Here is a 12,656-nt window from a genome sequence, read left to right on the forward strand (position 1 = left end):
GAGAAGAGATGCATGAACGGCTTAACTGAACGACATTACTCCTTCGGGAGCCGTTTTTGTTTGTTGTCGCCCCTGCTTGCGCAGGGCGCGGGCATGTATCAGCTCCCGCCCTCGTAGCCGTTCTGCCGCCACGCTTCATACACCACCACCGCTACGGTGTTGGAGAGATTGAGGCTGCGGTTGTCAGGCCGCATCGGCAGGCGGATGCGCTGTGCGGCGGGGAACGACTCGCGCAGCGCCGGCGCCAGACCGCGCGTTTCCGAGCCGAACACGAACGTGTCGCCCGGGCGGAAGGCGAGACCGGCGAACGGCGTCGAGCCGTGGGTGGTCATGGCGAACATGCGCGCCGGATCGAATTGCGGATCGGCGCGGCGGCGTTCCAGGAAGGTGTCCCAGTCCGGATGCACCTGCATGGTTGCGTAATCATGGTAGTCGAGCCCGGCGCGGCGCATCTTGGCGTCGTCGAGCGGGAAGCCGAGCGGTTCGACCAGGTGCAGTTGCGCGCCGGTGTTGGCGCACAGGCGGATGATGTTGCCGGTATTGGGAGGGATCTCCGGTTCGACCAGTACGACGTGAAACAAATAAATCTCCTGAAAATGCGATGCGGGCCAGGGTCTGTTAATTGGCCCTAGCCCGGCAGGGTGCGCGCGAAAACCAGGTTGGTCACGCGCCTGGCGCCGAAGCGCTTGAGGGTGGCGGCCAACTCGTTGAGGGTCTCGCCGGTGGTCATGACATCGTCGACGATGCCTACGTGGCGGCCGCGCACATGGTCCATGGCGTCGTAAGGCACCACGAAGGCCTTGCGGATGTTGCGGCCGCGCGCCGCCAGCGGCAGGCCGGACTGCGCCTGGGTCTCTTTCACGCGTTCGAGCAGGTAGGGATGCAATGGAATGTCGAGCAGCCTGGACAGCGGCTTGGCGATCTCCAGCGCCTGGTTGAAACCGCGTTCCTGCAGGCGGACGCGGCCCAGCGGAACCGCCGCCAGCATGGTCGGCAGCGGCGCCTGGGCATCGCCGCCCGGCAGCGGGTCGCGCAGCGCGGCATTGCGGATCAGTTCAGCCAGCAGCGGCGCCAGCCGCAGGTCGCCGCCGAATTTCAGGGCCAGCACCAGTTGGTCGGACGGCGCGAAATAGTCGGTGGCGACAAGGGTGGCGTCGAAGGCTGGCTTGTTCTTGAGGCAGGCGCCGCAACGCAATTCCTTGCCGGCGGCGGGCATCGGCAGCGCGCACTGCAGGCAGCGCCGATGCTGGCGCGTGAAGAAGCGCTGGCGGCAAGGCGCGCACAGCGTGTCGCGCCCGGCGTCGCCGCATAGGGCGCAGGAGGAGGGCAGCAATTGCGGCATGCGGGCCAGCATGCGTTTCATCCAGCCGGCTTTCTGCGGCCTGGCCGGCGCCGCCCGCTTGTTGGCGGCGGTGGTCCTGGGCGCGGCGGGCGCATTGCTGGGTTTGTGCGGTTTGACGTCCATGGGGTTGCGCCCGGGGAAAATGGATTTCGACTAAACTACGGCCATTATCTCACCTGTTTCCCGATTCGATGTCCCTCAGTCCGCCATCCGCCAGCGCCAAACTCAGCGCGCCGATCGACTTGCCTCTGGTGCGCCGTACCTTCGGCCAGCCGCAACGGGTGGCCGAATCCGACTTCCTGCGCCGCGAGGTGTCCTGGCGCATGCAGGAGCGCCTGGCGCTGGTGAAGATCGCCCCCAACCAGGTGCTCGACGCCGGCTGCGGCGAGGGCGCCGACCTGCCGATGCTGCAAAAACGTTATCCCGAGGCCCAGGTGGTCGGGCTGGACGGCGCCTACGGCATGCTGCGCGTGGCGGCAGAGCACCAGCGCGGCGCCCGGTCGGCAGTCGACCGCCTGTTCGGCTCCATCAACAAGTGGCTGGGCGCTGCCGGCGGCAAGGGGCCGGAGCTGGCGTGCGCCGATTTCGCCCAACTCCCGTTGGGACGCGATTCGCTCGACCTGGTCTGGTCCAACCTGGCGCTGCACTGGCATCCGCAACCCGACCGCGTGTTCGCCGAATGGCGGCGCGTGCTGCGGGTGGAAGGCCTGCTGATGTTTTCGTGCTTCGGCCCGGATACCCTGCGCGAAGTGCGCAGCGCCTTCGAAAGCATCGACCTGGCGCCGCATACCCTGCCGTTCGTGGACATGCACGACTTCGGCGACATGCTGGTCAATGCCGGCTTTTCCACGCCGGTGATGGACATGGAAACGATTACCGTGACCTACGAGACGCCGCAACGCCTGTTGCAAGACGTGCGCGCCTGGGGCGGCAACCCGCTGGAAACGCGCCGCCGCGGGCTGCTCTCGCGCGGCCAGCGCCAGCGCCTGCTGGCGGCCTTCGAGGTGATGCGCAATGGCGACGGCAAGATTCCGCTGACGTTCGAGGTGGTGTACGGCCATGCCTTCCGGCCGGTGCCGAAACAGACCGCATCCGGCGAAAGTATCATCCGGTTCGATTTGCCCAGGAAGTAGTGGCGGCGGCATATAAGGCTTAGTTGCCAAAGTCCATCTGGGATCGGCCATCGTTGTTGTATCGTTACGCCCTGCCCGAATCGGGTGCCGGCTCGGCAAGCCAGTCTGCAAGCCGGACAGCGGGCGGCAGGGCATGTTTGGCGCAGTTCGGTAAAAACGTTCCGGGGCATGGGGGTGGGTTTGCTTGATCACGGGCGGCGTTACCCCTTATACTCAAACGGTTAAGAATAAATAAAGAGCCGCAATGCGGACAGCACCAGCGCCACAGAGCGTCGCGGAGGGCGGCAACCGCCCCGTCGATGCAGCGCCGACGCGGTCTTCAGCGGTTCGACTTAGAGACACGCTCGACCGACAATCATGCTGGCGAGGTGCTATGGAGACGCGGGAATGGATATTGAAGCGCAATTGTTCGATTGCGCCGCGCCAGTTGGCGTGGGTCTTTGCAATACTCTGTGTCGTATCGCTGGCGGTCGCGTTGGCATTCACCGTCCATGGCGCCTGGATCATCCTGATTTTTTCTGTCGTTGAGATTTCGGCGGTCGGCATCGCCTTCCTGGTGTACGCCCGTCATGCAACTGATTGTGAATATGTCGCTTTGTTGGACGACTGCCTGGTCGTTGAATTGACGCAGGCAGGCAAGGCAAGCCGTATCAAGCTGGATCCGCGCCGCGCGCGCATCGCCTTCCCGGTCTCCCGCCAGTCGCTGGTGGGGCTGGAGTGTTCCGGCATGCGTGTGGAAGTAGGCCGTTTTATGAGCGAATGGAAACGACGCGAGTTCGCGCGCGAGCTGGAACGCGAATTGTCCGCAAGGATCGGCGTGTTGGCGAAATTCTAATTCTTATAAATTTTGGGCTTTTGAGGAAATCCATGAAACATGCGAAGCGCCTTCAATCGTTGACCCTCGGTGCATCGCTGCTGGCGGCGGCAATTCCGTCCCAGGCAGTGGTGGACAGTCCAGGGGGACCCGCAGTAAGGCAAATGAACTTCCAGCCGCCCGTCACCCAAATCGCCGAACAAATCTACGACCTGCACATCCTGATGCTGATCATCTGCCTGGTGATCTTCGTGGCGGTGTTCGGCGTCATGTTCTATTCCATCCTCAAGCACCGCAAGTCGCTTGGCCACAAGGCATCCACCTTCCATGAAAGCACGACGGTGGAAATCGCCTGGACCGTGGTGCCGTTCCTGATCGTCATCGGCATGGCGCTGCCGGCCACCAAGACGGTGGTGGCGATGAAGGATACTTCCAATGCCGACCTCACCATCAAGGTCACCGGCATGCAATGGAAATGGGGCTACGATTACCTGAAGGGCGAGGGCGAAGGCATCTCCTTCCTCTCCAACCTGGCCACGCCGCGCGAGCAGGTCACCGACGCTTCGATCAAGAAGAACGACAACTACCTGCTGGAAGTGGATAACCCGGTCGTGGTGCCGGTCAACAAGAAGGTGCGCATCGTCACCACCGCCAATGACGTGATCCACTCGTGGACGGTTCCCGCCTTCGGCGTCAAGCAGGATGCGATCCCCGGCTTCGTGCGCGACACCTGGTTCCGCGCCGAGAAGATCGGCACCTATCGCGGCCAGTGCGTTGAGCTGTGCGGCAAGGACCATGCTTTCATGCCCATCGTGGTGAATGTGGTCAGCGAGGCCGACTACAAGACCTGGGTCGATGGAAAGAAGAAGGAAATGGCGGCCAAGGCCGACGATCCGAACAAGACCTGGACCATCGACGAGCTCAAGCAGCGCGGCGAAAAGGTCTATACCGCCAATTGCGCGGTCTGCCACCAGGCCAACGGCAAGGGCGTGCCCGGCGCCTTCCCGCCGCTGGACGGCGACCCGGTGGTCAACGGCCCCAGGGCGCAGCAGATCCATGTGGTGTTGAACGGCAAGAACGCCATGCCGGCCTGGAAGACCGTGCTCAACGACACCGAGATCGCCGCCGTGATCACCTATACGCGCAACAGCTGGTCCAACAAGGCGCAGGAAAACATCGTTCAGCCCGCAGAAGTGCTGGCCGGCCGCAAGTAATCGATTGGAGAGCAGGACTATGACCACTACCGTTGATCACACCCCTGATCATTCCCACGATCACGCGCATGGCCACCATCACGACCACGCGCACGACCATCCGCACGGCTGGCGCCGCTGGCTGTTCGCCACCAACCACAAGGACATCGGCACGCTCTACCTGTGGTTCTCGTTCACCATGCTGCTCTCGGGCGGCGTGCTGGCATTGCTGATCCGCGCCGAGCTGTTCCATCCGGGCCTGCAGTTCTTCCGTCCCGAGTTCTTCAACCAGTTGACCACCATGCACGGCCTGGTGATGGTGTTCGGCGCCATCATGCCGGCCTTCGTCGGCTTCGCCAACTGGATGATCCCGCTGCAGATCGGCGCCTCCGACATGGCGTTCGCGCGCATGAACAACTTCTCGTTCTGGCTGCTGCCGCCGGCCGCGCTGCTGCTGGCGGGTTCGTTCCTGGCGCCGGGCGGGGCCACCGCCGCGGGCTGGACGCTGTACGCGCCGCTGTCGACCCAGATGGGCCCGGGTATGGACATGGCCATCTTCGCCATGCACATCATGGGCGCTTCCTCGATCATGGGCTCGATCAACATCATCGTCACCATCCTCAACATGCGCGCGCCCGGCATGACGCTGATGAAGATGCCGATGTTCTGCTGGACCTGGCTGATCACCGCCTACCTGCTGATCGCGGTCATGCCGGTGCTGGCAGGCGCCATCACCATGACGCTCACCGACCGCCACTTCGGCACCTCGTTCTTCAACGCCGCCGGCGGCGGCGACCCGGTGATGTACCAGCACATCTTCTGGTTCTTCGGCCACCCCGAGGTGTACATCATGATCTTGCCGGCCTTCGGCATCGTCTCGCAGATCATCCCGGCCTTCGCGCGCAAGCCGCTGTTCGGCTACGCCTCGATGGTGTACGCGACCGCCTCTATCGCGATCTTATCCTTCATCGTCTGGGCGCACCACATGTTCACCACCGGCATGCCGGTGACCGCGCAGCTGTTCTTCATGTACGCCACCATGCTGATCGCGGTGCCGACCGGCGTGAAGATCTTCAACTGGATCGCCACCATGTGGCGCGGCTCGATGACCTTCGAGACGCCGATGCTGTTTTCGGTCGGCTTCATCTTCGTGTTCACCATGGGCGGCTTCACCGGCCTGATCCTGGCGGTCACGCCGATCGACATCCAGATGCAGGATACCTACTACGTGGTGGCGCACTTCCACTACGTGCTGGTGGCCGGTTCGCTGTTCGCGCTGTTCGCCGGCTACTACTACTGGGGCCCGAAGTGGACCGGTTACATGTACAACGAATGGCGCGGCAAGTTCCACTTCTGGGCTTCGCTGATCACCTTCAACATCACCTTCTTCCCGATGCACTTCCTCGGGCTGGCCGGCATGCCGCGACGCTATGCCGACTACCCGGCGCAGTTCACCGATTTCAACATGCTGGCCTCGATCGGCGCCTTCGGTTTCGGCCTGAGCCAGGTGTACTTCCTGTTCTGGGTGGTGATCCCGTCGATCAAGGGCGGCAAGCAGGCCGAAGCCAAACCGTGGGAAGGCGCGGAAGGCCTGGAGTGGACCGTGCCCAGCCCGGCGCCTTTCCATACGTTCGAAGAGCCGCCTGTTTTCAAGTGACGAGCCGGGCGCACGCGGGCAATGCCGGTGTGCGCCGACCAACCCGGGATTCCCATGTCTGATCGCAAGAAACCGAACAATCTGCGCACTGGCCTGCTGCTGGGGCTGGTGGCGCTGGCCTTCTTCGTCGGCATCTTCGTCAACCGCATCTGGTTCGCCAAATGAGCAAGAACGATCCGCAAGGCGGGAGCCAGGAGCGCGGCTTGAACCGCGTGATGCTGCGCAAGCTGGTAGTGGTGGCGGTGCTGATGTTCGGCTTCGGCTACGCGCTGATCCCGCTGTACCGCAAGATCTGCGAGGTGACCGGCGTCAATTTCCTGACGCCCAAGGATGTGACGGTGGAGGCGCCGGCCAATACGCAGATCGACAAGTCGCGCACGGTCACCATCGAGTTCGACGGCAATTCGCAAGGGCCGTGGCGTTTCCGGCCGACGGTGGCGAGCATGCAGGTGCATCCTGGCGAGATGACCCAGGTGACCTACGAGGTGGTGAATACGCAGTCGCGCAATGTGGACGCCCAGGCGATCCCCAGTTATGCGCCGCAGCAGTCGGCGGCCTTCTTCAAGAAGGTGGAGTGCTTCTGTTTCACGCAGCAGACGCTGGGGCCGAACGAGGCCAAGCAGATGCCGGTGGTGTTCTACATCGATCCCAAGCTGCCCAAGGATGTGACGACGATCACGCTCTCGTATACCTTCTTCGAGATCGGCGGCAAGGACAAGACGCAAGGCTGAGCAGGCGGATGCGCCGGGAGGACATGCAGTGACAGAGGATCTGAAACAGGCATCGCAACGCAAGGCGTCGTTCGGCGCGACGATGAAGGCGGTGTTCTGGTCCTTCTTCGGCGTGCGCAAGAAGAGCGACTACGAGTCCGATGCCGCCAGGCTCAATCCCGTCCATGTGCTGGTGGCCGGCGTGATCGGCGCGGCCATCTTCGTGGCGGTGCTGGTGGTGATCGTGAAGCTGGTGGTGGCGCAGGCTGCGACATGACAATGAATCAACGGCAAGTGGCCGGCAGCGCCTGAAACGGGCGCAGGTCATTCAAAACAACGAAACAACGAGTCAGCTGAATTTCGTATCGGGAGATGGAAATGAGTTCTCAACAAGCCAAGGCGCCGCACTACTTCGTTCCGGGGCCGTCGCGCTGGCCGATGATGGCCGGCATATCGATGCTCATCACGATGGCTGGCGCATCGGCATGGGTCAACGGCGCGGCATGGGCGCCCTATGTCAATATCTTCGGCATCCTGATGGTGCTGGTGGTGCTGTATTACTGGTTCGGCGACGCCATCAAGGAGTCCGAGTCCGGCCTCTACGGCGAGCACGTCGACCGTTCCTACCGCTGGAGCATGAGCTGGTTCATTTTCTCGGAAGTGATGTTCTTCGCCGCCTTCTTCGGGGCATTGTTCTACGCGCGCAGCATCACGATGCCCTGGCTGGCCGACCTCGACCACAAGGTGATCTGGCCCGACTTCACCGCGCACTGGGGCGGCGTCGGCCCGGCGGGCACCGTGGAGAGCTTCACCACCATGGGGCCGTTCCCGATCCCGACCATCAATACCTTGCTGCTGCTGAGTTCGGGCGTGACCCTGACCATCTCGCACCATGCGTTGCGCGCCGGCCACCGCCAGAAGACGGCGGTGTGGCTGTTCCTGACGATCCTGCTGGGCGCGGTGTTCATGGGGTTCCAGGCGTATGAATACATCCATGCCTACACCGAATTGAACCTGAAGCTGACCTCCGGCATCTATGGTTCGACCTTCTTCATGCTGACCGGCTTCCACGGCTTCCATGTGACCATGGGCGCGATCATGCTGTCGGTGGTGCTGTATCGCCTGTTGCGCGGCCATTTCACGCCGACCAACCACTTCGCCTTCGAAGGCGCGGCCTGGTACTGGCACTTTGTGGACGTGGTGTGGCTGGGCCTGTACGTTGTGGTGTACTGGCTGTAAGCCTGTTCCTGGCCCAAGGATGTGAAAAAGCCGCACCCGTGTGCGGCTTTTTCATGCGGTCAGCGTATGCCGGTGGGCTGTATCCATCCGAGCTTGTAGCTCAGCAGGATGAACAGGAACAGCGCCACCGAGAAGCCCACGCGCAAGGTCAGGGCCTGCACCGTGCGATTGCTCTTGCCCTTGTCGCGCATGAGGAAGATCAGCGCGGAAGCCAGGCTGGCGAGGATGAGGATGAACGCGATCGCGACGACGATTTTCATGAGGGTAGAATCCCGGTGTCTCCGCCGCGTCGCCGGGGTGCATCGCCGGCGCGGCCGTTTGAAATATTTTCGTCCATTGTAGAGCGTGTTATGACTTATTTCAGCCCCCGCGTTCAGATGAGAGAAGGATGCAGTGCAAGGCGCGGTGCGCGCTTCTCATCCGAACCCTCCGGGCCGCCTGCTGCGTTGCTCCTCCTTGCCGTGGCGCCGCCACGACGCGTCGTCGCGCCTTGCATGCGGCCCGTTGCCGGGGCGGCGCGGGCGCTGAAATAAGTCATCACACGCGCTAATGCCAATCAGATTCCGACTCCGCTGGATCCCCTTGTGCGCCACGATCACGGTCGCTGCCGCCGGCATCGCCCTCGGGCAATGGCAGACCCATCGCGCCGAAGAGAAGCTGGCGATCCAGCAGCGTATAGAAGCGCGCGCCAAGGAAGCGCCCTTGCAGGCGCTGCCGCCCGATAGCGAGGCTGGCGCCAGCGAATTCCGCCATGTCCTGCTGGAGGGGGAGTTCGTGCCGCAGTGGACGGTCTACCTGGAAAATCGTCCGCATGATGGCGCGGTGGGCTTCCATGTGCTGACGCCGTTTAAAATAGCGGGTTCGCAGCGCGTCGTCATGGTGGCGCGCGGTTGGGCGCCGCGCGATGTTGCCGATCGCGTCAGGGTGCCGCATCCGCCCACGCCGGCCGGGTTGACGCGCATCGATGGCGTCTTGCGCCGCGATGCCGGCCATGTGCTGCAACTGGGGCAGGCCGATGCGCCCAGGCCGGGCGCGATCCTGCAGAACCTGGATATCGCCGCGCTGGCCGCGGCCAGCGGCTTGCCGTTGTCGTCGCTGGTGGTGGAACAACGCGCCGCGCCGCCAGATGGCGACGATGGACTGGCGCGCGATTGGCCCGCGCCTGCGCTGGGCATCGATCGCCACCGCGCCTATGCCTTGCAGTGGTATGCGCTGGCGGCGATGGCGCTGGTATTTTTTCTTGTCACGGGATTGAGACGCAAAGGTAACGACAGGCAATGACAAACCTCGATGCAAGCCGGCCGGCCGCTGCCGCCGACGATGAAAAGCGCCGCCGCCGCGGCCGCTGGAAGATGCTGCTGGTGGTGCTGGTGTGCGCGGCGCCGATGATCGCCTCGTATTTCACCTATTACGTGATCAAGCCGGAGAGCCGCAACAATTACGGCACGCTGATCGACCCGCGCCAGTATCCGATTCCCGACCTGGGCAGCAGCGCGCTCGACGGCGACCGCGCCGGGCTGGAGGATTACAAGGGCAAGTGGATCATGCTGCAGGTGGACAGCGCCGACTGTGCCGCCGCCTGCCGCAACAAACTGTTCACCATGCGCCAGCTGCGGCTGATGCAAGGCAAGGACATGGAGCGCATCGAACGCGTCTGGCTGGTGACCGACAAGGCGCCGGTGGAGACTATGCTCATCCGCGAATACGACGGCACCGATATGCTGCGGGTGGATGCCGCCAGGCTGAAGGCCTGGCTGCCGGTGGAAGCGGGCGGCGCGGCCGAGGATCATATCTACCTGATCGATCCGCTGGGCAATCTGATGATGCGTTTCCCCAAGGACCCGGATCCGGGCAAGATGAAGAAGGATATTTCCAAGCTGCTGCGCGCCTCGGCCATTGGCTAGGCCAGGCGTGACGCGGCGCAGGTTTGAAAGAAGATGAACGCAACGACGCTGATTGAATTGGGGCTGACCGGCCTCCTGGTGGCCTTGATTCCGCTCTCGCTGGTATGGCGGGCCAAGGGCTTCGACAACAAGTACCGCAAGCTGGTGTGGGTGACGCTGTTCTTCACCTTCGACCTGATCATGTTCGGCGCCTTCACGCGGCTCACCGATTCCGGCCTGGGCTGCCCGGACTGGCCGGGCTGCTACAACCATTCCAATCCTTTGCTGGCGCATGCGCATATCAACGCCGCGCAGGAAGCCATGCCGACCGGCCCGGTGACCTGGAGCAAGGCCTGGATCGAGATGACACACCGCTATCTGGCCATGGCGGTGGGCGTGCTGATCATCGCGCTGATGGCGATGGCCTGGCGACGCTGGATCAAGTCGCAGGGAACCGAATCCCAATACCGCCCGTGGTTCCCGACGGCCTTGCTGGGCTTTGTCTGCCTGCAAGGCGCCTTCGGCGCCTGGACCGTGACCATGAAGCTGCAACCCGTCATCGTCACCATCCACCTGCTGCTGGGATTGACGCTGTTGGCCATGCTGGTCTGGCTGGCCGCGCGCCAGAGTCCGCACCTGCCGGTGACGCCCGCCGCCCGGGCGCTGGTGTGGCCCGCCACGTTAGGGCTGGCGCTGCTGACGCTGCAGATCGCGCTGGGCGGCTGGGTCAGCACCAATTACGCGGCGCTGGCCTGCACCGACTTTCCGCTATGCAACGGCAAGCTGGTGCCGGATATGGATTTCGAACATGGCTTCACCCTGTGGCGCCATCTGGGCATGACGGCCGGCGGCGACTTCCTGCCGTTCCAGGCGTTGACGGCGATCCACTGGGTGCATCGCAGTTTCGCCTTTGTCGTGATCTTGTATGTCGTGTGGCTGGCGCACAAGGCGCTGCGCGACGAGGGCCTGCGCAAGAGCGGCCGCTGGCTCCTGATCATCGTGGGGTTGCAACTGGCCACGGGCCTGGCGACTATCTACCTGAGCTGGCCGCTGGCCATTGCTGTGGTGCACAACGGCGGGGCCGCGCTGCTGGTCATATTGCTGGTCATGTTAAACTACAAGACTCGATACGCTCCCGCCGGCATCGCCGAGGCTAATCCGCAGCCGGCCGTTGCCGCGCCACTAGGCTCTGTATGACCACACTGACCGCCCAACCCAACCGCATCGCCCAGTACTGGGCCCTGACCAAGCCGCGCGTGACGCAGCTGGCCGTGTTCTGCGCCGTGATCGGCATGTTCCTGTCGACCCCGGAGCTGCCGGACTGGCACAAGGTGGTGTTCGGTACCGTGGGCATCTGGCTGCTGGCCGGCGCCGCGTTCGCGATCAACTGCCTGGTCGAACGCGAAATCGATTCGCGCATGGCGCGCACCGCCCGCCGTCCGCTGGCGCGCGGCGAGATCACCGTGGCGCAGACGCTGGTATTCTCGGGCGTCATCGGCGGCCTGGGCATGTGGGTGCTCTACAACCTGGTCAATCCGCTGACCATGTGGCTGACCTTCGCCACCTTCGTCGGCTACGCCATCATCTACACCATCGTCCTCAAGCCCGCCACGCCGCAGAACATCGTGATCGGCGGCCTGGCCGGCGCCATGCCGCCGGCGCTGGGCTGGGCCGCGATCGCCAACGACGTGCCGATGCAGGCCTGGGTGCTGGTGATGATCATCTTCATCTGGACCCCGCCGCACTTCTGGGCGCTGGCCATGTACCGCCGCGACGACTACGCCAAGTCCGGCCTGCCGATGCTGCCGATCACGCATGGCATGGACGTGACCAAGTTCCACATCCTGATGTACACCATCGCGCTGCTGGCGACCAGCATGCTGCCCTTCGCCATCGGAATGAGCGGCCTGATCTACCTGGGTACCGCCATCGTGCTGGGCGGCATCTTCTTCTGGCATTCGTGGCAGATCTACCGCCACTACACCGACCTGATCGCCCGCAAGGCATTTGCCTACTCCATCGTCTACCTGTCGATCCTGTTCGCGGTGCTGCTGGTGGACCACTATTTCCTGTTCCGTACCTTCTGACCTGATGACGCGATTCCTCTCCACGCTGCTGCTGGCAGCCTGCGCTACCTTGCTGGTCGCTTGCGGCCAGTCCAAGCCAGAACTCAAGTTCAACAACACCGATGTCACCGGCCTGGATTACGCCAAGGACTTCGCGCTGACCGACCATACCGGCAAGCCGCGCACCCTTGCCGACTTCAAGGGCAAGGCGGTGGTGATGTTCTTCGGCTATACCCAATGCCCGGACGTGTGCCCGACCACCATGGTCGAGATGGCCAACGTGATGAAGGAACTCGGCCCGGATGCAGACCGCGTGCAGGTGCTGTTCGTCACCGTCGATCCGGAGCGCGACACGCAGGAAATCCTGTCGCAATATGTGCCGGCGTTCGACAAGCGTTTCCTCGGCCTGCGCGGCGACCTGGCGCAGACGGAAAAGGTGGCCAAGGAATTCAAGGTGTTCTATCAGAAGGTGCCGGGCAAGCAGCCGGGCAGCTATACGATGGACCACACCGCGGGCAGCTATGTGTTCGACCCGCAAGGACGCATCCGCCTGTTCGTCAAGCACGGCCAGGACCCGCAGATGCTGGCGCACGATCTCAAGCTGTTGTTGTCCTGAGCG

General features: G+C 63.4%; 16 protein-coding genes. 13 read left to right on the top strand and 3 right to left on the bottom strand.

Going from position 1 to position 12,656, the window contains the following annotated elements; all coding sequences use genetic code 11:
* Positions 1–98 precede the first annotated feature (98 nt).
* Entirely contained in the window at positions 99–581 is a 483-nt protein-coding gene (locus tag FB597_RS07330; protein ID WP_141913744.1) for a tRNA (cytidine(34)-2'-O)-methyltransferase, read from the bottom strand.
* Positions 582–628: 47 nt separating this feature from the next.
* A complete protein-coding gene (locus FB597_RS07335; RefSeq protein WP_144768911.1) occupies positions 629–1,465 on the bottom strand; it encodes a ComF family protein in 837 nt (278 codons plus the stop codon).
* A gap of 68 nt (positions 1,466–1,533) precedes the next feature.
* On the opposite strand from FB597_RS07335, the gene FB597_RS07340 reads away from it, so the two are divergent.
* The 8 genes from FB597_RS07340 (at position 1,534) to FB597_RS07370 (ending at position 8,088) form a co-directional block, all read left to right on the top strand.
* Positions 1,534–2,475: a methyltransferase domain-containing protein gene (locus FB597_RS07340; RefSeq protein ID WP_144768913.1), complete on the top strand. Its 942-nt coding sequence runs from the start codon at positions 1,534–1,536 to the stop codon at positions 2,473–2,475.
* A gap of 373 nt (positions 2,476–2,848) precedes the next feature.
* Positions 2,849–3,310 (top strand): DUF2244 domain-containing protein, encoded by a 462-nt coding sequence (locus FB597_RS07345; protein ID WP_141913741.1) that lies wholly within the window; start codon positions 2,849–2,851, stop codon positions 3,308–3,310.
* Between the two features lie 32 nt (positions 3,311–3,342).
* On the top strand, positions 3,343–4,503 hold the full coding sequence (gene coxB / locus FB597_RS07350; RefSeq protein WP_141913740.1) for a cytochrome c oxidase subunit II: 1,161 nt from the start codon (positions 3,343–3,345) through the stop codon (positions 4,501–4,503).
* Positions 4,504–4,522: 19 nt separating this feature from the next.
* The gene (gene ctaD / locus FB597_RS07355) at positions 4,523–6,139 is read left to right on the top strand and encodes a cytochrome c oxidase subunit I (RefSeq protein WP_141913739.1); all 1,617 of its coding nucleotides are present in this window, start codon (positions 4,523–4,525) and stop codon (positions 6,137–6,139) included.
* A gap of 54 nt (positions 6,140–6,193) precedes the next feature.
* Entirely contained in the window at positions 6,194–6,304 is a 111-nt protein-coding gene (locus FB597_RS20380; protein ID WP_221292216.1) for a cytochrome oxidase small assembly protein, read from the top strand.
* Positions 6,301–6,870 carry a cytochrome c oxidase assembly protein gene (locus tag FB597_RS07360; RefSeq protein WP_141913738.1) on the top strand — a complete coding sequence of 190 codons (570 nt, stop codon included), beginning with the start codon at positions 6,301–6,303 and terminating at the stop codon, positions 6,868–6,870. Before FB597_RS20380 ends, FB597_RS07360 begins: the two co-directional genes overlap by 4 nt.
* A gap of 28 nt (positions 6,871–6,898) precedes the next feature.
* Positions 6,899–7,126, top strand: a complete 228-nt coding sequence (locus FB597_RS07365; RefSeq protein WP_141913737.1) for a DUF2970 domain-containing protein — start codon at positions 6,899–6,901, stop codon at positions 7,124–7,126.
* A 101-nt stretch (positions 7,127–7,227) separates the two neighbouring features.
* Positions 7,228–8,088 carry a cytochrome c oxidase subunit 3 gene (locus FB597_RS07370; protein WP_144768915.1) on the top strand — a complete coding sequence of 287 codons (861 nt, stop codon included), beginning with the start codon at positions 7,228–7,230 and terminating at the stop codon, positions 8,086–8,088.
* Between the two features lie 59 nt (positions 8,089–8,147).
* Here the strand turns inward: FB597_RS07370 and FB597_RS07375 are convergent, their stop codons facing one another.
* Positions 8,148–8,348, bottom strand: a complete 201-nt coding sequence (locus FB597_RS07375) for a twin transmembrane helix small protein (protein WP_013236083.1) — start codon at positions 8,346–8,348, stop codon at positions 8,148–8,150.
* 289 nt (positions 8,349–8,637) lie between these two features.
* Here FB597_RS07375 and FB597_RS07380 point away from each other — a divergent pair, with 289 nt between their 5' ends.
* Genes FB597_RS07380 through FB597_RS07400 form a run of 5 tightly spaced genes read left to right on the top strand, consistent with a single transcriptional unit; the run spans position 8,638 to position 12,653 of the window.
* Positions 8,638–9,369, top strand: a complete 732-nt coding sequence (locus FB597_RS07380; RefSeq protein WP_144768917.1) for an SURF1 family protein — start codon at positions 8,638–8,640, stop codon at positions 9,367–9,369.
* Positions 9,366–9,992 (top strand): cytochrome C oxidase subunit I, encoded by a 627-nt coding sequence (locus FB597_RS07385; protein ID WP_144768919.1) that lies wholly within the window; start codon positions 9,366–9,368, stop codon positions 9,990–9,992. The genes FB597_RS07380 and FB597_RS07385 overlap by 4 nt, the downstream gene beginning before the upstream one ends.
* Positions 9,993–10,025: 33 nt before the next feature.
* Positions 10,026–11,168 carry a heme A synthase gene (locus tag FB597_RS07390; RefSeq protein ID WP_144768921.1) on the top strand — a complete coding sequence of 381 codons (1,143 nt, stop codon included), beginning with the start codon at positions 10,026–10,028 and terminating at the stop codon, positions 11,166–11,168.
* On the top strand, positions 11,165–12,058 hold the full coding sequence (cyoE, locus tag FB597_RS07395) for a heme o synthase (RefSeq protein ID WP_141913732.1): 894 nt from the start codon (positions 11,165–11,167) through the stop codon (positions 12,056–12,058). The genes FB597_RS07390 and cyoE overlap by 4 nt, the downstream gene beginning before the upstream one ends.
* A gap of 4 nt (positions 12,059–12,062) precedes the next feature.
* A complete protein-coding gene (locus tag FB597_RS07400; RefSeq protein WP_144768923.1) occupies positions 12,063–12,653 on the top strand; it encodes an SCO family protein in 591 nt (196 codons plus the stop codon).
* The last annotated feature ends 3 nt before the right edge of the window (positions 12,654–12,656 follow it).

Source organism: Herbaspirillum sp. SJZ099 (assembly GCF_007828355.1).
Classification (GTDB): domain Bacteria; phylum Pseudomonadota; class Gammaproteobacteria; order Burkholderiales; family Burkholderiaceae_D; genus Herbaspirillum.